This window comes from Polynucleobacter asymbioticus QLW-P1DMWA-1, assembly GCF_000016345.1.
GTDB classification, from domain to species: Bacteria; Pseudomonadota; Gammaproteobacteria; order Burkholderiales; family Burkholderiaceae; genus Polynucleobacter; species Polynucleobacter asymbioticus.
Genome location: NC_009379.1, coordinates 111,867 through 132,142, shown reverse-complemented (window position 1 = coordinate 132,142; position 20,276 = coordinate 111,867). Strand labels below are relative to the sequence as shown.

The window sequence follows — 20,276 nt, the reverse complement described above, 5'->3', positions numbered from 1 at the left end:
TGAAAAAACCCAAGGTATTGGCCTAAATAAGAGCTTGAGACGGCAGCAATAAAGCCCACCAGGACGGGCAGCAAAAGTCTTTGCGGGTTTGGGCTCCGAGAGGAAGTGCCAGGGTAAAAAATCCAAGCCGATGCGCCTGATACACCCCCAATTAGCAGAAAAGCCAAAAACCCCATTGTTACCCCCATAAATGCTGTCATCAAATCTATAATCACCATTATGAAGTTGTTGACACTCGGCATCAATCATCACACAGCGCCGGTCGCCATTCGGGAAAAGGTCGCCTTTGATCCTGAATTTCTTCAAGAAGCGTTGCACGATCTTCGCCAGCATTTGCTTGGAGCGAATCAATCCGGCCTGCCCGAAGCCACCATCTTGTCGACCTGCAATCGCACAGAAGTCTATTGCGCAGCCAATGATGCCAATGCAGCAAATATCTTGCATGAGGCCACCTTTGACTGGTTAGCCAAAACCCAACAACTAGCACCTAGCAGCCTTCAACCCCATATTTATTCCCTCCCCCAATCTGATGCTGTCCGACATGCATTCAGAGTGGCATGTGGGCTAGATTCGATGGTGATAGGCGAAACCCAAATCTTGGGTCAAATGAAAGATGCCGTAAGAACTGCAAATGATGCGGGCGTATTAGGAACCTATTTAAATCAGCTTTTTCAAAAAACGTTTGCAGTTGCCAAAGAAGTCCGTGGCTCGACTGAAATTGGCACCCACTCTATTTCTATGGCCGCTGCTTCCGTTCGGCTGTCAGAACGAATCTTTGAAAAAATTTCCGAACAGAAAATTTTATTCATCGGCGCTGGTGACATGATCACTTTGTGCGCTACCCACTTTGTTGCTCGTAAACCTAAAAATGTCGCCATTGCCAATCGCACTATCGAACGCGGTCAAGAGTTGGCAGACTCTATTTCAGCACAGGATGTCCAGGCTGAATCCCTAAAGCTCTCCGAGTTACCAGGGCGTTTACATGAATTTGACATCATTGTTTCTAGTACGGCATCTTCACTGCCAATTATTGGCTTGGGAATGGTGGAAAGCGCTCTGAAGCAGCGCCGTCACAAGCCGATGGTCATGATTGATCTGGCCGTACCACGTGACTTTGAGCCTGAAATCGCCAGACTAGATGATGTGTATCTCTATACCGTTGATGACCTAGGCGTCATGATTCAGACCGGCACTAATTTACGTCAAGCAGCCGTAAGTCAAGCTGAAGCAATTATTGAAGATCGCGTTGGAAACTTTATGCACTGGATGCAAGGACGAAATGCTGTCCCTGTAATTCAGGATATTCAACAACAAGGTGAGCGCTTAAGGCAGCTTGAGTTAGAGCGCGCCATGAAACGACTAATGCGCGGTGATGATCCACAAGAAGTTCTCAATGCGATGGCCCAAGGACTAACAAATAAATTCTTGCATGGCTCACTCCATGCCTTGCAACACTCTAATGGCGCTGAGCGTGACGCCTTGATCAAGTTGTTACCAAAACTATTCGCCTCGCATTCCAAACCAGAAGATCATTAGATGAAGCCCAGCATGCGGGCTAAGCTAGACCACCTAGATACGCGCTTAGCCGAACTCAATTCCCTATTAACTTCCGAAGAAGCAACCAAAGATATGGATGCTTATCGGAAACTCACGCGTGAGCATTCGGATATTGCAACGGTTGTGGAGCAGTTTGGCTTATATAAAAAAGCTGAAGCAGATGCCCAAGCAGCCGAAGAAATGCGCAAAGATCCGGAAATGAAGGATTTTGCTGATGAAGAACAAAAACAAGCTCAAGCTACGATGGAAGAGCTTGAGGGCGCACTTCAGAAGCTCCTTCTACCAAAAGATGTAAACGATGAACGAAACGTTTTCCTAGAAATTCGTGCGGGCACTGGTGGTGATGAAAGCGCACTCTTTGCTGGCGACCTGTTGCGGATGTACACCCGCTTCGCCGAAAGACAAGGTTGGAAGGTTGAAGTGGTTAATGCAGCTGAATCTGATCTGGGCGGCTATAAAGAGGTTGTCTTGCGTCTTGTTGGGCAGTCAGTCTATTCACGTCTAAAGTTTGAATCTGGCGGTCACCGCGTTCAACGAGTTCCCCAAACTGAAACGCAAGGGCGTATCCATACTTCAGCCTGCACGGTAGCGGTCATGCCCGAAGCAGATGAACTTGAAGCAGTGAAAATTAATCCGGCAGAACTACGTATTGATACCTTCCGCGCCTCTGGTGCAGGGGGACAGCACATTAATAAAACCGATTCTGCCGTACGTATCACCCACATCCCGACCGGTACGGTAGTAGAGTGCCAAGATGATCGTAGCCAACACCGCAATCGCGAACAAGCAATGAAGGTATTGGTATCGCGCATCATGGATGCTCGCGAGCGAGAGAAGCATCAGTTAGAGGCCCAGACCAGAAAATCATTGATTGGCTCTGGTGATCGCAGCGATCGCATTAGAACCTACAACTTCCCACAAGGACGTATTACTGATCACCGCATTAACCTCACTCTGTATAAAATTGATGCCATGATGGATGGGGATATTGATGATCTGTGCAATGCTTTAGCATCTGAACATCAAGCCGAATTGCTCGCCGCACTAGGCGATAGCTAACCCCTTCATGTCCTCTGATTTAACTCTACGCTCTTTACTAGGCAACTCTCAGCTTCCACCAAATGAAGCGCGTATTTTGATGGCACACATACTCGAGAAGCACTATGCCCTACCTCGTTCTGCCCTACTCTCGCGTGATGATATGGCGCTTGAGGTTCAAGCACTTGCCCATTGGAAAGAGTTGGAGTCAAAGAGATTGGATGGCGAGCCGATCGCTTACCTGATTGGCAAAAGGGGATTCCATAATATTGAGTTGCAAGTTGCCCCTGGTGTTTTGATTCCGCGCGCAGAAACTGAACTATTAGTAGATATCGGATTAAAAGAGATCGCTCGCTTAACTGATAACCAAAAGATGGTTAAGGTACTTGACCTAGGAACAGGCTCAGGTGCTATTGCTCTAGCCTTAACCCATGAGGCCTCCAATATATCTGTCACCGCAACCGATCAATCATTGGATGCCTTAGCAATTGCGCGGTCTAATGCGCATTATTTAGAACTTGAAAATCGCGTGTGTTTTGCCCAAGGCAATTGGTATGAGGCTATCAGTAAAAATGATGTCTTTGACATCATCCTTAGCAATCCACCCTATATTGCCAATCATGATCCCCATTTAACCCAGGGGGATCTTCGCTTTGAACCGCTTTCTGCACTGACAGATCACAGCACTGGACTCACCTGCTTGGAGACTATTATTTTTGGCGCCAAGGCACACCTCAATACTGAGGGGCTTCTAGCTGTAGAACATGGTTTTGATCAATCAGAGGCCGTTGTTGAGCTAATGAGAACCGCTCAATTGAAGGATATTCAAATCCATCTCGATTTAGCCGGGCACAACAGGGTTGTTTCAGGCAGAAAATAAGGTCTTGAGACACCCTTTTATCGATAAAGTCTTAAAATCAAGCCATCAATCGTTTTATATCCACACTGCAAATTTATCGCTTTTCTAGAAAGAATTTATGGACACACAAGCACAAATTAAAGAAATCGTTACTAGCCATCCCGTAGTTTTATTCATGAAGGGAAATGCACAATTTCCACAATGCGGCTTCTCCGGAAACGCTATCAATATTCTGAAAGCTAGCGGCGTAGAAAAACTCCATACCGTCAATGTGCTCGAGGATGAAGGAATTCGCCAAGGCATTAAGCAGTATGCCAATTGGCCTACTATTCCGCAGCTCTATATCAATGGGGAATTTATTGGTGGCTCAGACATCATGACTGAAATGTTTCAGTCTGGCGAGCTACAAAAACTCGTTAAAGGCTAAAAGGCTTTTCGACGTGACTTTTGATCTCAGCTCGCTTTTACTATTTGGCCTGCCATTCGGATTGTGTGCAGGCCTTTTGGTATATGCGCTTAGCCTTCGCTCCAGCCTAACAAGAGCCGAACTATCAGCACAAACTGAGGCAGCTCTTGCTCTAAGCTTGCGTACAGAGCGTGATCAAGCACTACAAAATGCCATCAGACTAGAGGCAGAACTAGACTCAGAGCGTAAACAAGGTTTAGGGCGCATTGAATCACTCAATGAAGCAAAAGAAGCCTTAACTAGCCAGTTCAAAAACTTGGCTAACGAAATACTCGAAGATAAATCAAAACGTTTTACCGAGCAAAATGCAGCCAGCCTTGATGCCCTTCTCAAGCCCTTACAAACAAAGCTCACTGAATTTAAAGAGCAGGTCAGCACTTCCTACGGCAATGAAGCACGTGAACGCTTTGCCTTAAAAAGTGAGATTGAACGCCTAGCAAATCTGAATCTGCGTATGTCTGATGAGACACGCTCTTTAACGCAAGCCTTAAAAGGCGACTCTAAGGTTCAAGGCAATTGGGGTGAGTTGGTTTTAGAATCCATCCTAGAGTCTTCAGGCCTACGCAAGGGTGAAGAATACGTAGTTCAGGACAGCCACACTCAAACAGATGGTTCACGCCTACAGCCAGACGTAGTGATTAAACTTCCAGAAGGCAGAAGTTTAGTTGTCGATAGCAAGGTTTCTATTACTGCGTATGCAAGACATGCTGAAACCACGGATCCCGAGCTTGCAGAGAAAGAGTTAGCGGCCCATATTCAATCGCTACGCCAGCATATTCAAGGGCTTTCAGGGAAGAACTACAGCTCCTTATATGGCGTCGGATCGGTAGACTTTGTATTGATGTTTGTTCCAATTGAGCCGGCATTTTTACTGGCATTAAAGACCGCCCCCAATCTTTATCAAGAAGCCCTGGCAAAAAATATTGTGCTCGTTTGCCCAAGCACTTTGATGGCGACGCTTCGTACGGTAGCCCATTTATGGAGACAAGATCATCAAAATCGTAATGCCTTAGAGATTGCGAAGCAATGCGGCAATCTTTATGACAAATTTGTTGGATTTGTTGATGACCTTGAAAAATTAGGTCAACGCCTAGATCAAGCACAGACTAGCTATCACGATGCTTTTAATAAACTCAAAACAGGCAAGGGCAATTTAATCCGCTCAGCCGAAAAGGTCCGTGAACTTGGCGTTAAGCCCAGCAAGAATTTATCCACCCCCTTGATTGAATCCTCTGCAGAGAACGATTGATGCACTCAGGGTATAGGACTAATAGAAAAACCCCGGAGAGCTAAGCCCTGTGGGGTTTTTTAATACTTGAATTTTCTACAACGAGGTAGCTAATTAAGCTGATTTACGCCCGCGTGATGCAGGAGTAGCGGCTTTCTTTACTTGAGCGATTTGACCTTGAACAGCTTCAATTGCTTGATCAGCATTCTTTTCTGCAGTTGCAAAAGCTTCTTTGCTTGCAGCGCGGAACTGTTCAAAACCTTGCAAAGCACTACCGTATGCAGTTTTGAAAGAAGATAAGAATACGTCTGAGCCAGCAGGTGCATTAGTAGCTACAGTATTAATCCAATCCTGAAAACCGTCTTGCAATTGGTCGATAGTGGCATCAACAACGTTTGCAAATTCTTTATTGCCATCACGCAATACTTTGCTTACTTTCTTTTGATATGCAGCAGCTTGGTTACCGGCAGCCTGCATTGTTTCAGTATTGAGGATTTCTGCAACTTGCTTAGGATCCTTCACTGTCAATACTTGTTGGATACCGTCTTGGGCATTCACTAAAATATCCTTAGATGCAGCGTAGTTCAATTCAGCTAATTTCTGAGCATTTTCTAATGCAGCCTCGCTTAAAGAAAAAGTAGCTTCGAGGCCCTTGCTATTAATTTGGGACAATTTAGCGGTGATTTGGTCTTGGTTCATTTAATTCTCCAGTCATTAAGTGGTACAACTAGTCATTTAAGTGCTTTTTTAAAAGGTTCAGAATGCTGAAAACTCTTAAATATTGCACTGCACCATGAAACTGTAACTGAAGGGTTAGGCCAAATCAAGAATTATTTGCTGCTTTGCAACAAATATAATATTTAGCGAAATATATTGAATAATATCAATCACTTAGAAAAATCAGAAAATGCTCACTCCTATCGAAAGGTGGCCTTAGCAGCTTGTTTTGGCACCTTTTTAGAGTGGTATGACTTTCTCACCTTTGCTACCCTAGCAGTCGTGTTTAGCCCCTTATTTTTTCCATCTAGTGATCCCAGTACCGGGCTTTTAGCGAGTTTGGCTACCTTTGGTGTTGGGATGGTGGTCAGACCTATTGGCGCCGCCTTTTTTGGCTCCCTGGGCGATCGCATAGGCCGCAAGCCAGTATTTATGGTCACTATTACGATCATGGGCCTGGCCACGGTCTGCGTAGGCTTTTTACCAACCTACGCACAGATTGGTATTTGGGCGCCAATCTTGTTGGTTGTACTGCGACTATTGCAAGGACTCTCAGCCGGGGGAGAGATTGGAGGAAGCGCGGTATACCTCACTGAGCATGCGGGCACTAAAAATCGCGGCTTCAAAACCAGCTTTCTTCAACTGATGGGGCCACTAGGCATTTTATTTTCCACCCTACAAATCGCCTTATTGAGAAATTACCTCACTCCAGAAGAATTTGAATCCTGGGGCTGGCGTGTCCCCTTTTGGATTTCAATCATATTGTTGGCTATTGCATTTAAGGTGCGTATGTCGCTAGAGGAAACTCCGATTTACTTGGAGTTAATGAATAAAAACCAAAGGTCTGAAAGCCCACTGCTTGAGAATTTCAAAGACCCCAAAACACGCAAGCATATGTTTTTACTTTTCTTTTGTATTTCTGCTGGTGGGGCAATTTTATTTTTTTGTGTTCAGGTATATACAGCCATTTATCTTAAGACCTCTACCAACATTCCTGCTGAAGTAGTCGACAAGCTGAGCATTTATGGAACAATTTCTCTTTTATTTTTTACGGTATTTGCTGGCTGGCTTTCAGACAAAATTGGCAGAAAGCCAGTTGTAGTTAGTGGTTTAGTACTTGGGGCAGTACTGATCTTGCCGGCATTTGAATTACTCAATGCACTCGGTAACAATACATCTAATCAAAATAATTCAAATTATTTGCTTGCGCTGATCCTGATTGGAATATCAGGAATCTTAGGGCTAGTGGTTGGGCCACAAACTGCTCTACTCGCAGAGCTTTTCCCTGCCAAATCTCGTAATAGCGCCGCAACACTTCCACATAATCTGGCCGCAGGCTGGATCGGCGGGCTACTGCCCCTGATAGTGACTTGGATTAACCGTGAATATGGGAACGCCACCGCTGGTTTATGGTATCCAACTGCATTTTTAATTTGCGCTGCAATAACAGCGCTGATCTACTTACCAGAAACGGTAGCAACAAATCTAAGGGAATAAAATCTGATGCAAAAGGATTTTATTCCTTCCATTTTTGGAGGTATTTCTGATAACCATGCTTCCAAGCATCTGTACCAAAATTTCCGCCACTTTCATGAACTAAGGAAAGTGGGATAGTTCCCATCTTTACATCATTGATTTCGGCTTGACGACAAAAATCCATGTCATAAAAATGAAAATCAAATTGCTCATCAAAGCGAATATTATTTTTTATCAATGTCTCGCTATACGCGGCAAGTAAGAGCCCGTCTAATAGCTTTACCTCTTGAAATGGGGGTCCAAAAATACTGAGACCTATCGCAGGAAATGTAGTTCCGTGCCCCACAATTCCACTTAAATTTTCTGGGCTATCCCATTCAAATTGATCATTTTGAAATGCCCATGAGGGCTGCAAAGCCTGTCTACGTTTATTTCCAGCACACCCAACAATGCCGAAATGCTCCAAGCCATTTGCTATAGCTGACGCCCAGTAGAAATCTAAAATAAATAAGTCATCATGAGCAAAGACAAATAAGCATGGCTCATTGCTCAATTGATCTATTGCCTGGTTATAAACGCTAGATAACCCCCGTTTATTTTCAGGAAAAAGTTGCACTTCCAAAAAAGGGGATTGGTAGAGGGCTAAAGACCTGCCAGTGGCAGATTTTTCATAAAATTCTTGAGTACTTAAACGAGTGGCTACAACAAATTGTATTTTTATGACATCACCTATTTGTTTGAGTATGAGGCACGTTTCAGGTCATTTATTTTGACATAGCAATGAAAAAAGGATTTACAGCCTAAGACCGTAAATCCTTTTAGTATTTTGGTGCCCCTTGTCCGACTCGAACAGACCACCTACTGATTACAAATCAGTTGCTCTACCAGATGAGCTAAAGGGGCAACGATAATATTTTAGCCTATTTCACAATCCTCAGGCCAGGTTTATTGGTTTTAGGCTTTTCGACTGCTGCATCAGAAGAATCGGCTATATGCAAATCTTTCATTTGTGATGGGTCAAAGGGGAATGACATTCCCTGGCCATTTTCCCTGGCATAAATTGCAAGCACGTGACTGACAGGAACCATAATCTTGCGAGGAATGCCCCCAAATCTTGCCTGAAAGCTAATCCAGTCGTTCTCCATCTGCAATTGATGACAAGCATCCAAGGAAAGGTTCAGGACGATTTCATCGTTCTTAACAAATTCCATTGGTACCTCTACTCTGGCATCCACAAATACGGCAATAAATGGCGTAAAACCAAAATCCGTGCACCACTGGTGTAGGGCACGGATTAGATATGGTTTATTACTTGGAACGTCAGACATGCTGAGGGGAATGAACCGCAATGAATGCTTAGCGGCGCATAACCTTTTCTGAAGGAGTCAATGCTTCGATATAGGCAGGTCTACTAAAAATACGCTCAGCATATTTTAAAAGTGCTGCTGCATTACGAGAAAGATCAATACCATAGTGCTCAAGGCGCCATAACAATGGTGCAATGGCAACATCCAACATGGAGAACTCATCGCCCAACATGTACTTATTCTTAACAAAGATGGGGGCCAATTGGGTTAAGCGATCACGAATAGCTAAACGTGCTTTTTCATGAACTTTGTCTGCTGCTTTACCTTTTTCATTCTCAAGCGCTGCCACGTGGACAAAGAGCTCTTTCTCAAAATTGAAAAGGAAGAGGCGTGCGCGTGCACGAGCAACTGGATCAGGCGGCATTAATTGCGGATGAGGAAAGCGCTCATCAATATATTCATTGATGATGTTTGACTCATACAAAATTAAATCGCGCTCAACCAAGATAGGAACTTGGCCATATGGGTTCATTACCGAAATATCTTCAGGTTTATTAAACAAGTCGACATCGCGAATTTCAAAGTCCATGCCTTTTTCAAAAAGCACTAGACGGCAGCGTTGCGAGAATGGGCAGTTAGTACCCGAGTACAACACCATCATAAATATATATCCTTAAATTTCTACATCAATACAACAAACGCACTACAAGCTGCGGCTTTAATTCTTTTCCACTAATGAGGCTCGTTAAGAGCCTCATCTCAACATCAAATTAGTGGATATCTTTCCAATAGGCTTTATTCAAGCGCCAAGCTAAGAGAGTAAAGATGGCCAAGAACAAGAGAACAACAACGCCCAGGCGTTTACGCTCTAACTGTACTGGCTCAGCCATCCATGACATAAAGGCAACCAAGTCGGCAATATTGTCATCGTACTCTTGAGGCTTCATCGTGCCAGGAGTTAACTGTTCAAAGCCAACAAAAACCTCTTCTGTTCTGCTTTCATCATGTGGATCTTTGTGCTCCTCAAACTTAGCTGCACGCTCACCCTGTAGCTGCCAAAGCACATGAGGCATGCCGACTTTTGGGTAAACCAAATTATTCCAACCAGTTTGTGTGGTGTCATCTTTATAGAAAGTGCGCAGATAGGTATACAGCCAATCTGTTCCACGTGCACGAGCTTCTACAGAAAGGTCGGGGGGATTCTTGCCAAAGAATGCCTTACCCTCTTTTGGTGTCATGGAGATCGTCATCAAATCGCCAACTTTGGCATCATTCAAAATGAGGTTGTCTTTGATTTGCTGATCAGTCAAGCCAATATCGCGTAAGCGGTTGTAACGCATGCTAGTAGCTGCATGGCAGTTTAAGCAATAGTTCACAAATAACTTTGCACCATTTTGTAATGAAGCATTGTTGCTTACGCGATTAGGGGCGGCATCCAATGGAAAGCCGCCTTCATTTGCATTGGCGTTAGCACCAAGGCCAAGGGCAGCAACCAACAATGTTGCTTGGCAGACACCCATCAAAGTTTGCAGAATTCGTTTCATACTAGTTCCTAATTTCTCTCTTTGGAGTCTGAATTAATGGGACTTAAAAGTAACGCGAGTTGGAACAGGCTTAAATGTACCAAGCGTGCTCCAGAAAGGCATTCCCAAGAAGAAGCCCAGATAATAAATAGTACAAATCTGAGAAATCTTTTCAAATACTGGTGATGGTGGCTGAATACCTAAGTAGCCCAAAATCACAAAGCACACCACGAATATGCCATATATATATTTATGGAACTGCGGACGGTAGCGAATGGATTTCACTGGCGAATGATCCAACCAAGGCAAGAAGAACATGATCACAACTGAGCCACCCATGATCACTACACCCCAGAATTTGGCATCAAATAAATAGAACCCAACTGCCAATATTAAGGCGATAGCTGCACATGCGCCTTTGACCTTCATATCTTTAGTCTTAAGAGCAAACATACCCAAAATCACTGCCAAGAAAATCCATAACGGCAATAAGAAGTTGGTTGTAGTTGCGCGCAACATTGAGTAGAACGGCGTGAAATACCAAACCGGTGCAATGTGTAAAGGCGTTTGTAATGGGTTTGCAGGAATGAAGTTATTAGCCTCAAGGAAGTACCCGCCCATTTCTGGAGCAAAGAACACAATACAAGCAAAGACCATTAAAAACCCACCCAAATACATCACGTCATGCACGCTGTAATAAGGGTGAAATGGAATGCCATCAACAGGATGGCCCTGAGCATCTAAATTATCTTTGATCTCTACGCCATCTGGGTTATTTGAACCAACCTCATGCAGCGCAAGAATATGAGCCGCTACCAAGCCGATGAGCACCAGTGGAATAGCAATCACATGGAATGCAAAGAAACGATTGAGGGTTGCATCGCCAACAACATAGTCGCCACGTAACCACAAAGAAAGGTCTGGGCCAATCAATGGAATTGCTGAGAACAAGTTCACGATCACTTGAGCGCCCCAATAGGACATTTGACCCCATGGAAGCAAGTAACCGAAGAAAGCTTCACCCATCAGGCACAAGAAAATCGCGCAACCGAAAATCCAAATCAACTCACGTGGCTTGCGATAAGAACCGTAGATCAATCCACGGAACATATGCATATAAACCACAACAAAGAACATCGAAGCACCTGTGGAGTGCATATAACGAATCAACCAGCCCCAGGGGACTTCGCGCATGATGTACTCAACAGAGTCAAATGCCTTGGCAGCATCAGGCTTGTAGTTCATGACCAAGAAAATGCCTGTGATGATTTGAAGCGCCAACACAACGATTGCTAAAGCACCAAAAATATAGAAAAAATTCAGGTTTTTCGGTGCGTAGTACTCACTCATATGCCTTTTGAAGGCATCGGTGACTGGTAGTCTTGAATCAACCCAAGCCATCAACTTCTGAGCTGCAGAAGCGTCTGCTGGGACTTCTTTTTCGTGAAATGCCATTTATCTCTCCTTAGGCCTTCTTATCGTCGCCAATCAGAATCTTGGTGTCGCTCAAATACATATGTGGCGGCACTTCAAGATTATCTGGGGCTGGTTTGTTTTTAAACACGCGGCCGGCCATATCGAAGGTAGAGCCATGGCAAGGGCATAGGAAGCCTCCTGGCCATGAGCTAGGCAATGATGGCTGCGCACCTGCCTCAAACTTAGCAGATGGAGAGCAGCCTAAATGGGTGCAGATGCCAACAACTACAAGGTACTCAGGCTTGATAGAGCGCCATTGGTTTTGTGCATAAGGAGGTGTAAATTGAGCTGGATCGCGCAATGAATTCGGGTCAGCGAGCTCGTTATCAATTTTCGAGAGCTCAGCTACCTGTTCAGGAGTACGACGCACCACCCAAACAGGCTTACCGCGCCACTCAACTGTTCTCATCTCATCTGGCTGCATACCGGCAATATCGATCTCAACAGCTGCTCCAGCCGCCTTTGCACGCTCGGAAGGCTCAAAGCTGTCTACAAAAGGATAAAGGGCAGCGGCGGCACCTACGCCTCCAACCGCCGATGTGGCGATCAACCAATTACGGCGATCCTTGTCCATACAGGGCTTGTCACTCATTTACAAAATTCCTAGAAAGGGTATTTATGGGTGGAAATTGCTTAAAGGTAGGATTTTAAAGTAAAAAGTGGGGTAAGCAAGAAAGTTATAGGGTTAATCTCGGGTTATTCTGGATTCGGACAAAAAAGGGGGCATTTATGGGTGTTTTAAAGGAATTTCGGGACTTTGCCGTCAAGGGCAATGTGATTGACTTAGCCGTCGGTGTCATTATTGGCGGCGCTTTCGGGAAAATCGTAGATTCCCTGGTCAATGACATCGTGATGCCCCTGATTTCGACCCTTTTTGGGGGTCATATCGACTTTTCTAACCTATTTATTGTTTTGGGGCAGGTGCCAGAAGGAGTGCCCAGAACATTTGATGCCTTAAAAAAGGCGGGGGTACCGCTTTTTGCCTATGGCAATTTCATCACGATTTCAATCAATTTCATCCTCTTGGCTTTTGTGATCTTCCAAATGGTCAAGGTTGTAAACAAGGTACGCGTAATGGATGCACCTCCGCCGCCACCCACACCAGAAGATATTGTTTTGCTGCGCGAAATTCGCGATAGCTTGAAAAAATAATCTCTCTAAAAAAATCTAAATAATGTTTAATCGACTTTGGTTACTGTTTGCACAATCGGTAACCATTCTTTTAGCTGCTTGGTTCATTGTGGCAACACTCAAACCTCAGTGGGTCAGCTCACCCAATCAAAATTTATTGGAACGTGTGACACTGAAAGAAGGGCTCTATGACGGCAGCTCATTAAGCCCAGGCTCGTATCACGAGGCGGTAAAAAAATCGATGCCCGCAGTGGTGAATATTTTTACCAATAAAAATAGTTCTAAACCAAAAACTAAAAAAAGAAATCATTCATCAGACCCACTATTTAAATTCTTCTTTGGGGATGAGCCTCCAGGGGAAGAGCCAAAATCTAGCCTTGGGTCTGGAGTTCTAGTGAGTCCTGAGGGCGTCATTCTGACTAACCATCATGTCATCAGTGATGCAGATGAAGTTGAAGTCTCGCTTGCAGATGGTAGAAAATTTTCCGCAAAACTGATTGGTAGCGATCCAGAAACAGACATCGCTGTTCTTAAAATTAATGCCCCCTCTTTACCAACGCCTATTACTTTTGGAGAGATTGAGTCGGTTTATGTAGGAGATATAGTTTTAGCAATTGGCAATCCTTTTGGCGTAGGGCAAACAGTCACATCTGGAATAGTGTCCGCCCTTGGAAGAGATCATGTAGGCATTAATACATTTGAAAACTTTATTCAAACAGATGCCTCAATTAATCCTGGAAATTCTGGGGGCGCCTTGGTCGATACTCGCGGCAATTTAATTGGCATTAACACTGCAATTTATTCAAACAATGGTGGCTCCATGGGCATTGGCTTTGCTATTCCAGTCAATCTTGCAAAACAAGTGATGGAGTCCATTTTGATAACTGGCGGCGTTACTAGGGGATGGATCGGAGTAGAGCCTCAAAATCTTTCTAAAGAGCTCTCCGAGTCGCTTGGGCTACCAGCTAATACCGAAGGTGTTCTGTTGTCTGGAATTCTTGAGGGAGGGCCTGCTGCTCGAGGCGGCGCACAACCAGGTGATGTTCTCATTAGCGTTAATGACAAACCAATTATGGATGTTCGGCAACTACTGAATCAAATTGCACAAATTGGGCCAGGGAATACAGCTGACCTGAAAGTGTTGCGCAAGAACAAAACTTTGGATTTAAAAGTGCAAACTGGAAAACGTCCCAAACCTACTGCGGTTAATCAATGAAAGAGGCTGTGGCTACACAAACCTTATTTGCAAATGCCCTGACTTTTGCACAATCTGAGCAATACCAGGCTGCCATAGATGTGTTGGCAAAACTTCTCAAGGCAGAGCCAAATCATGAAGGTGCACAGCAATTAATTGGGGCTATCTCAAATGCTTTACCCAACAAAAATCAATCAATTACCTTATTAAAAGAATTTATTGAGATTAGCAGCTCTTCACCAGTACTTTTATATGCATTGGGATCACTACATTTAGAGCTTGGGAACTACCCCGAGGCAATTTTGCACCTGAATCACGCCTTGGACCTAGACCCAAATAGTTTTGAGTCACTCCATGATATCGGCGCTGCCTACGCACTCTCTGGCAATAAGGTAGCAGCCTTAGAAAGTCTTCTCAAGGCCGCAAAAATCAATAGTCAGTCAGCAGATCTTTTCTATAACTTAGGCAGACTATACGATGACCAGTTTGAATATGGGGCAGCAATTACCGCCTATAGAAAATCAGTTGAGATTAACTCTAGTTTTACGGAAGCATGGATTAATTTAGGCATTGATTTAGGTGTCTATAAAAAATATTCAGAATCTTTGAGGTGCCTAGACATAGCATATGCACAAAATCCAAATGTGGATTTTTTATATGGCGACTGCCTGTATTTACATATGCGCATGTGCTTATGGGAAAAATTAAATCTAGCAAAAGACAATATTGAAAAGGGGGTGATGAAAGGTACGAGAATCATTCCCCCATTCCCCCTATCTGCATTAATTGACTCTCCCACCCTGAATTTAGAGGCGGCCAAAATTTATACGCAGGCACGCTATCCAAAAAATTCTTCGTTAGGACCCATCAGTAATTCTTCTAATAAAAAAATAAAGGTTGGGTATTTTTCTCCAGACTTTCATGAGCACCCTGTTTCATATTTGATGGCAGAAGTTTTTGAGCTGCACGATCGTAGTCAATTTGAAATTTATGGCTTTTCATTTGGCAAGCCAAACAACGACGCCATGCGACAAAGAGTGGAGAGCTCTTTTGACCACTTCCTTGATGTCGCGCAGAATACCCCCCAAGAAATAGCATCTATGTCGAGAGAAATGGGCATCGATATAGCTATCGATTTATGTGGATTTACTGAAAATGCTAGAACCGAAATATTTGCCATGAGAGCAGCGCCTATCCAAGCTAGCTATATCGGATTTTTAGGAAGTATGGGGGCAGAATATATAGACTACTTAATTGCGGATGAAGTCATCGTTCCACCTCAGTTAAGGCAGTTTTATAGCGAAAAGATAATTTATCTTCCAAGTTATCAAGCAAATGATTCGAAGCGAGCGCCAAGTGAAAAATACTTCGCTAAATCTGATTTTGGAATCCAAGAGGATCAATTCGTATTTTGTAATCTGAATAATGCCTTCAAGATCACCCAAGCTATCTTTGATAGCTGGTTAAGAATACTAAAGATGACCCCTAATTCAGTCATGCTTTTGTATGCTGAAAATGCGGAAGCTACTAAGAATCTACTGGAGTATGCAAGCAAAAATGGGGTTGCCCCTCAAAGGTTTGTTTTTGCCGAGCGTTTGACTAGGGCAGACTATCTTGCTCGCTACAAAATAACTGATTTATTCCTAGACACTACTCCATACAATGCTGGCACTACAGCAAGCGATGCCCTATGGATGGACATACCTGTAATTACTCTGCAGGGTGAATCCTTTCCAAGTCGAGTGGCCTCTAGCCTACTCACACATCTGGATTTACCAGAATTAATTCATCAGTCAATGGCTGGCTATGAAACACAAGCAGTAGAACTCGCCACCTATCCAGAAAAGTATATAGACCTAAAAAATAAATTAATTGCCAATAAAAATAGTACGCGCCTATTTAACTCAAACTTGTTTATGCATAGTTATGAAAGTGCTCTCAAAGAAGCAAATACTCTTTTTTGCGCTAACTTACCCCTCAAGGATATTATTAGCCTTTAGGGGCGTCAATATAGATATGATCTAACGGCATATTTTGTTGATGTCGCTCATAAGCCTCTATGTATCCGGCCTCTAGATTTTTTGTAAATAGCGGCGTATCAAATAGAGGGGCAGTTAACAGATTTCTCTCAAGTCGATCTTTAAGTTCCTTCAATCTGCTTGGACTAGTTGCTAACTGAATTGCTAGCGCTTCATATTCTTCTTGTGTTTCTACCGTTAAACCAGAAAGTCCAACGGCATTATTAAGACTTGCGGCAACGCGAGCACCAAAAGACTCTCCAGCTAGCGTGAGTACCGGTAACCCAGCCCATAAAGCATCACTAGCTGTTGTGTGTGCATTACACGGGGTAGTGTCTAGGAATAAATTAGCATTCTTATATCTAGCTAAATGATCTGCTGAATCCATGCGCCCAGCGAAAATAAATCTGCCAGCATCTAAGCCTCTTGTTAAAGCCTCTTGCTTTAAGTTAGCGACCGCAATAGGGTTGTCTTCATAAAGCCAAAGTACACTACCCTCTACTGCCAGCAAAATTTTTACCCAGCCATCTAAAACTGCTGGAGTAATCTTATAGTTGTTATTAAAACAGCAAAACACAAATCCCGACTCAGGAAGCCCAAGCTCTTTACGAGACTTGATCAGTGGTGATATCTTCCTGCTTCTATCATTGACTTGATAGCTATCGGGCATATAAATAATTTTCTCTACCATGCCATCTTGATGCTTTTCCGGAATCAAAATAGGATCGGCGATCACATAATCAAAACACGGCAATCCCATCGTCCCAGGAAATGCTAGATAGCTAATTTGAATCGGGGCAGCGCCATACATGAATATTTTAGGGCGCGCTTCTTTGGTAAAGCCTTTTAAATCAATGGCTATATCGATGTGCATTTCACGCGCTAGCTGAGCAATCTCTTCATCCGATCTATCTTCAACATCCAGAAATTGGTCAAATGATTTCTCCAGCCTGTTACGCATCTCATCTGGAGCATTACGGCCAAATACAAATCCAAAAAGTTCAAATTTTTCTTTGTCATGGCACTCAAAAAGTTCGGCAACTAAATATGCCGTAGGGTGATTATGAAAATCTGCAGAAAAATAACCAAGCCGTATTTTTTTCTTTGGAGAAATTTTCTCTTGCTTAACTCTCTCAATATTACCCCGCATGGCCTGTGCGTAAATCTCAATGGAGCACCTAATTAAACTCTTATCATCTACTAAAGAGATGAGATTGTATGGAATTGCGACTTTTTCACCATCTCTAACTCGATGAACCAAATCCTTCACTTGATTCGTCAGGTCAGTCCATTGACACATTTGTATCTGATTTTGTATAGAAAGCCCAAACAGAAAATCTTTTGTAGGGTCTATTACTAAAGCCTTCTTAAAAGCTTCATCAGCTTTTTCAAACTGCTTCGTTTCTGCGTAAATATCACCCTTTGACAACCAAGCCTGAATGGATTGGGGGTGAATGAGAAGAATTTCATCAAAATTGGTAAGCGCCTGTTCGTAGTCCTTGGCCCGGAAATAAATGGTGCCTCTGAGTGCCAAAGCCTCAAGATAGTGAGGCTGTATTTTTAATGCCTGATTGCAACAACCTAAAGAATAGTCATACTTTTTTTGAAGATCAAAAATAATGGCTGCACCATAAAATGCCTTGGCATTATTGGCGTCTAACAATACGGTCTTTTCATAACAAGCTAAGGCCGCCTGATAACGCGACAATGCTAAAAATGCATTCCCTTGATTACTATAGGCCTCGGCATAATCTGGCTGTAGAGAAATCGCCTTTTCATAACAAATGAGCGCCTCTTCAAAGCGCCCCAAAGCTTGCAAAGCATTCCCTTGATTACTATAGGCCTCGGCATAATCTGGCTGTAGAGAAATCGCCTTTTCATAACAAGTGAGCGCCTCTTCATGGCGCTTTAGTTCGCTTAAAACGTTGCCTCGATTGCTGTATGCCAATCCATTTTCTGGACTAACTGCAATTGCCTGATCAATTAATTCCAGCGCTTGAGTCCAATCTTTTTGAAGGCCGGCAATTATCCCCAGAAAACGCAGCGCATCTGGCTGACTTCTTTCTTTACTCAATACGGCTTTGAGATGTAATTTTGCTGATTCCAGCTCATTAGCCTGAATTTCTTGCACGGCTTTTTGAAGAAGCTGAATAGTTTGAGGGGAGCTCATTCCATGATCTTAATGGATGCGTTCGAAATTTATTGATTATCTAGTCGCCGCAAAAGAAAAAACCCACCGTGTTTACACGGTGGGTTAATTTACTTCTTAACTCTATCTAATTCGAACTAGCTGACGCTAGCGTTAAATTAGAAAGTGTGACGTACGCCAACAGCGTAGTTGCTGATATTAGCGGATGCTGGGTTAAGGTTGGTATTTTGTGCGCCACCAGCTACTGAAGTAGGGTATGACGCATTAGAAGTACCAACTTGGCCGTAGATTGCGTACAAGTTAGTACGCTTGCTCAACCAGTAGTTAGAACCAATTTGCCATGCTGTTAAATTAGCTGTGTTAGCACCGTAACCGTTGTAACGTCCCAAACCACCAGATACCCAAGCTTCGATAGTTGGAGTAATGAAGCTACGTACACCGATCTGCTCAGCAGAACGCTTGTAGTAATAGCTGTTGTCTTGTTGTGCAGAAACCTTACGTGTAATGTACTGTGCGTATGCCTTCAAGATGCCGAAGTCATAAGTAGCAGCAACGTACCACTGGTTGTCTTGTACGTTTGTACCGTTAGCAGAAGAACCGCCTGCATAACCTTGTGCTGGAGCGCCAGCAGTAATTCCTGTTACATACGGTGAAGTGTATGTGTAAGTTTGTGCAGACTGCTTAGAAGTCATCGCTTGGTAGTTAGCTGTTGCATAGAAATTCTTGAATGTGTAGTCAAGTCCTAAGCCCCAACCGTTCTGGTTGTTCAAGCCACCAGCTGCTGCATAAGTACCGGCTGCAGGTGTACCAGTAACAGTGATTGTTTCGTTTGAGTTCTTGTTGTTAGCAACTAACATTGCATTAGCTTTGAAGCCAGCAAATGTATCGCTGTTCAAAGACAATTGGTTGTTTGTACGAACTGTGTAAGCTGCACCAGTTGAGTTCTCTGCAGAACCAGCACCTTCAGTAGTTGCTGGGTAAATCAAGTTACCAGAGATGTTGTTAGCTTGACCTGGGTCAGTAGCTGCAACAGCGTTATGAACAACAGTGTACTGAGTACCCAAAGCAAATTGACCAATACCATTTTTCTTCAAACCAACGAAAGTTTGACGGTTTTGTGTGCCACCAGTGTTAACAGCTTGGTTGTTGTTAGGTGTAAGACCGAGTTCAACAGTGAAGAACGCAGAAGTACCGCCGCCTAAATCTTCAGTACCTTTGAAGCCTAAGCGTGATGTGGACTCAGCAGATGATGAGAAAGCGTTACCAGTTGTTTTGTTAACAGCTTGTGGGTTTTGTGTAGAACCAGTAGCTGCACGTGTGTTGTAACCAACATAACCCAAATCCAACAGGCCATAAACGGTTACGCTTGATTGAGCTTGTGCAGAGCCAGCAATAGCTGACAAGGCTGCAACTGCGAATAGCGATTTTTTCATTCTTTAAATCTCCAAAAATTAAAAGTAATGCCCAAATAAAACTGGGACCTATGAATTTTGCTTCTTTTGCCCCGCCCGACTGGGGGTAGGAGCATTTAGGAACTCTTTTTGCTTGTCAAAAGGTAGTTTTTTGGCTTTCTTCGTTGTATCTCGACAACAAGACCTTTGATTTCTGTCTTTTTCAGCCCTGGAATGCCAAAATTGTCATATGGCAAGTCGCGAATTCTTAAAAATCCTCAGTTCAGCACGATTAGGTGATGTTTCTGCGCAACAAAAACTGGCTGAAGCCTATCTTACCGGGGCGTATAAAACCCCAATTCAACCAGCTAATGCCTTGATTTGGTTAGAAAAATCGTATATTTCCATTACAAATCAAGCGGTTGAGGGGGCAAGCTCACACACTACTCAAATTTCTGAGGTTTTAGCTCAAACTGCCAATATTCCATTAGCGGAAACCTTTGGCTCCCCCGCCTTTGGGTTCGGTTGGGACTCATTTTGGGGTTTAGCGCAATCTTCTACCGACAGTGATTCAAGATCTGCTGCTCAATGGCAGTTGGCGAATCTATTGATTAACCCACTGAATCAAAATATCCAACCTCAGCTATCTGAATGGATAAAGAAAAATACCTCATCCTTCGAAAATGTATCTGGATTAGATCTGGGCGCACTTCAAAAGCTTGCAAAACAGTTCCTCAATGAGCTT

Annotated in this window: 18 protein-coding genes and 1 tRNA gene; 9 read left to right on the top strand and 10 right to left on the bottom strand. The window is 43.6% G+C overall.

From position 1 onward, the window contains the following. Positions 1 to 219: 219 nt before the first annotated feature. The 5 genes from hemA (at position 220) to rmuC (ending at position 5,169) form a co-directional block, all read left to right on the top strand. Positions 220 to 1,536 (top strand): glutamyl-tRNA reductase, encoded by a 1,317-nt coding sequence (hemA, locus tag PNUC_RS00745; RefSeq protein WP_011901983.1) that lies wholly within the window; start codon positions 220 to 222, stop codon positions 1,534 to 1,536. Further along, the gene (gene prfA, locus PNUC_RS00740; protein ID WP_011901982.1) at positions 1,537 to 2,616 is read left to right on the top strand and encodes a peptide chain release factor 1; all 1,080 of its coding nucleotides are present in this window, start codon (positions 1,537 to 1,539) and stop codon (positions 2,614 to 2,616) included. Positions 2,617 to 2,623: 7 nt separating this feature from the next. Beyond that, positions 2,624 to 3,475, top strand: a complete 852-nt coding sequence (gene prmC, locus PNUC_RS00735) for a peptide chain release factor N(5)-glutamine methyltransferase (RefSeq protein WP_011901981.1) — start codon at positions 2,624 to 2,626, stop codon at positions 3,473 to 3,475. Between the two features lie 97 nt (positions 3,476 to 3,572). Continuing rightward, the gene (gene grxD / locus PNUC_RS00730; RefSeq protein WP_011901980.1) at positions 3,573 to 3,881 is read left to right on the top strand and encodes a Grx4 family monothiol glutaredoxin; all 309 of its coding nucleotides are present in this window, start codon (positions 3,573 to 3,575) and stop codon (positions 3,879 to 3,881) included. A gap of 13 nt (positions 3,882 to 3,894) precedes the next feature. Continuing rightward, positions 3,895 to 5,169, top strand: a complete 1,275-nt coding sequence (gene rmuC, locus PNUC_RS00725; RefSeq protein WP_011901979.1) for a DNA recombination protein RmuC — start codon at positions 3,895 to 3,897, stop codon at positions 5,167 to 5,169. 93 nt (positions 5,170 to 5,262) lie between these two features. Here rmuC and PNUC_RS00720 read toward each other — a convergent pair whose 3' ends face one another. Beyond that, positions 5,263 to 5,847 (bottom strand): phasin family protein, encoded by a 585-nt coding sequence (locus tag PNUC_RS00720; protein WP_011901978.1) that lies wholly within the window; start codon positions 5,845 to 5,847, stop codon positions 5,263 to 5,265. Between the two features lie 174 nt (positions 5,848 to 6,021). On the opposite strand from PNUC_RS00720, the gene PNUC_RS00715 reads away from it, so the two are divergent. After that, positions 6,022 to 7,362 carry an MFS transporter gene (locus PNUC_RS00715; RefSeq protein ID WP_011901977.1) on the top strand — a complete coding sequence of 447 codons (1,341 nt, stop codon included), beginning with the start codon at positions 6,022 to 6,024 and terminating at the stop codon, positions 7,360 to 7,362. 19 nt (positions 7,363 to 7,381) lie between these two features. Here PNUC_RS00715 and PNUC_RS00710 read toward each other — a convergent pair whose 3' ends face one another. The 7 genes from PNUC_RS00710 to petA all read right to left on the bottom strand — a co-directional run bounded on the left by PNUC_RS00710 (position 7,382) and on the right by petA (position 12,239). Then, a complete protein-coding gene (locus tag PNUC_RS00710; RefSeq protein ID WP_011901976.1) occupies positions 7,382 to 7,957 on the bottom strand; it encodes a glycosyltransferase in 576 nt (191 codons plus the stop codon). Positions 7,958 to 8,168: 211 nt separating this feature from the next. Next, positions 8,169 to 8,244 (bottom strand) — tRNA-Thr (locus PNUC_RS00705). 17 nt (positions 8,245 to 8,261) lie between these two features. Beyond that, positions 8,262 to 8,669, bottom strand: a complete 408-nt coding sequence (locus PNUC_RS00700; RefSeq protein ID WP_011901975.1) for a ClpXP protease specificity-enhancing factor — start codon at positions 8,667 to 8,669, stop codon at positions 8,262 to 8,264. Between the two features lie 28 nt (positions 8,670 to 8,697). Beyond that, positions 8,698 to 9,309, bottom strand: a complete 612-nt coding sequence (locus PNUC_RS00695) for a glutathione S-transferase N-terminal domain-containing protein (protein ID WP_011901974.1) — start codon at positions 9,307 to 9,309, stop codon at positions 8,698 to 8,700. 109 nt (positions 9,310 to 9,418) lie between these two features. After that, on the bottom strand, positions 9,419 to 10,192 hold the full coding sequence (locus PNUC_RS00690; protein WP_011901973.1) for a cytochrome c1: 774 nt from the start codon (positions 10,190 to 10,192) through the stop codon (positions 9,419 to 9,421). A 33-nt stretch (positions 10,193 to 10,225) separates the two neighbouring features. Continuing rightward, positions 10,226 to 11,626 (bottom strand): cytochrome b, encoded by a 1,401-nt coding sequence (locus PNUC_RS00685; RefSeq protein ID WP_011901972.1) that lies wholly within the window; start codon positions 11,624 to 11,626, stop codon positions 10,226 to 10,228. Between the two features lie 10 nt (positions 11,627 to 11,636). Next, positions 11,637 to 12,239, bottom strand: coding sequence for a ubiquinol-cytochrome c reductase iron-sulfur subunit (gene petA, locus PNUC_RS00680; RefSeq protein WP_011901971.1), 603 nt, complete (start codon positions 12,237 to 12,239; stop codon positions 11,637 to 11,639). A gap of 137 nt (positions 12,240 to 12,376) precedes the next feature. On the opposite strand from petA, the gene mscL reads away from it, so the two are divergent. The 3 genes from mscL to PNUC_RS00665 are packed head-to-tail and all read left to right on the top strand — an operon-like array spanning position 12,377 to position 15,973. Beyond that, positions 12,377 to 12,799 (top strand): large conductance mechanosensitive channel protein MscL, encoded by a 423-nt coding sequence (mscL, locus tag PNUC_RS00675; protein ID WP_011901970.1) that lies wholly within the window; start codon positions 12,377 to 12,379, stop codon positions 12,797 to 12,799. A gap of 22 nt (positions 12,800 to 12,821) precedes the next feature. After that, complete coding sequence (locus tag PNUC_RS00670) at positions 12,822 to 13,994, top strand: trypsin-like peptidase domain-containing protein (protein WP_011901969.1); 1,173 nt, start codon at positions 12,822 to 12,824, stop codon at positions 13,992 to 13,994. Between the two features lie 8 nt (positions 13,995 to 14,002). Then, the gene (locus PNUC_RS00665) at positions 14,003 to 15,973 is read left to right on the top strand and encodes an O-linked N-acetylglucosamine transferase, SPINDLY family protein (RefSeq protein ID WP_161485393.1); all 1,971 of its coding nucleotides are present in this window, start codon (positions 14,003 to 14,005) and stop codon (positions 15,971 to 15,973) included. Here the strand turns inward: PNUC_RS00665 and PNUC_RS00660 are convergent. Together PNUC_RS00660 and PNUC_RS00655 are read right to left on the bottom strand one after the other, a co-directional pair. Further along, positions 15,963 to 18,161, bottom strand: a complete 2,199-nt coding sequence (locus PNUC_RS00660) for an O-linked N-acetylglucosamine transferase, SPINDLY family protein (RefSeq protein ID WP_011901967.1) — start codon at positions 18,159 to 18,161, stop codon at positions 15,963 to 15,965. The two genes, PNUC_RS00665 and PNUC_RS00660, sit on opposite strands and share 11 nt — an antisense overlap. A gap of 137 nt (positions 18,162 to 18,298) precedes the next feature. Continuing rightward, positions 18,299 to 19,573, bottom strand: a complete 1,275-nt coding sequence (locus tag PNUC_RS00655) for a porin (protein ID WP_011901966.1) — start codon at positions 19,571 to 19,573, stop codon at positions 18,299 to 18,301. Between the last annotated feature and the right edge of the window lie 703 nt (positions 19,574 to 20,276).

Bases quoted from the DNA above. Each gene is read 5' to 3' on its own strand.
- hemA (WP_011901983.1), top strand. From the start codon at position 220: ATGAAGTTGTTGACACTCGGCATCAATCATCACACAGCGCCGGTCGCC.
- prfA (WP_011901982.1), top strand. From the start codon at position 1,537: ATGAAGCCCAGCATGCGGGCTAAGCTAGACCACCTAGATACGCGCTTA.
- prmC (WP_011901981.1), top strand. From the start codon at position 2,624: ATGTCCTCTGATTTAACTCTACGCTCTTTACTAGGCAACTCTCAGCTT.
- grxD (WP_011901980.1), top strand. From the start codon at position 3,573: ATGGACACACAAGCACAAATTAAAGAAATCGTTACTAGCCATCCCGTA.
- PNUC_RS00720 (WP_011901978.1), bottom strand. From the start codon at position 5,847: ATGAACCAAGACCAAATCACCGCTAAATTGTCCCAAATTAATAGCAAG.
- PNUC_RS00700 (WP_011901975.1), bottom strand. From the start codon at position 8,669: ATGTCTGACGTTCCAAGTAATAAACCATATCTAATCCGTGCCCTACAC.
- PNUC_RS00695 (WP_011901974.1), bottom strand. From the start codon at position 9,309: ATGATGGTGTTGTACTCGGGTACTAACTGCCCATTCTCGCAACGCTGC.
- PNUC_RS00690 (WP_011901973.1), bottom strand. From the start codon at position 10,192: ATGAAACGAATTCTGCAAACTTTGATGGGTGTCTGCCAAGCAACATTG.
- PNUC_RS00685 (WP_011901972.1), bottom strand. From the start codon at position 11,626: ATGGCATTTCACGAAAAAGAAGTCCCAGCAGACGCTTCTGCAGCTCAG.
- petA (WP_011901971.1), bottom strand. From the start codon at position 12,239: ATGAGTGACAAGCCCTGTATGGACAAGGATCGCCGTAATTGGTTGATC.
- mscL (WP_011901970.1), top strand. From the start codon at position 12,377: ATGGGTGTTTTAAAGGAATTTCGGGACTTTGCCGTCAAGGGCAATGTG.
- PNUC_RS00670 (WP_011901969.1), top strand. From the start codon at position 12,822: ATGTTTAATCGACTTTGGTTACTGTTTGCACAATCGGTAACCATTCTT.
- PNUC_RS00660 (WP_011901967.1), bottom strand. From the start codon at position 18,161: ATGAGCTCCCCTCAAACTATTCAGCTTCTTCAAAAAGCCGTGCAAGAA.
- PNUC_RS00655 (WP_011901966.1), bottom strand. From the start codon at position 19,573: ATGAAAAAATCGCTATTCGCAGTTGCAGCCTTGTCAGCTATTGCTGGC.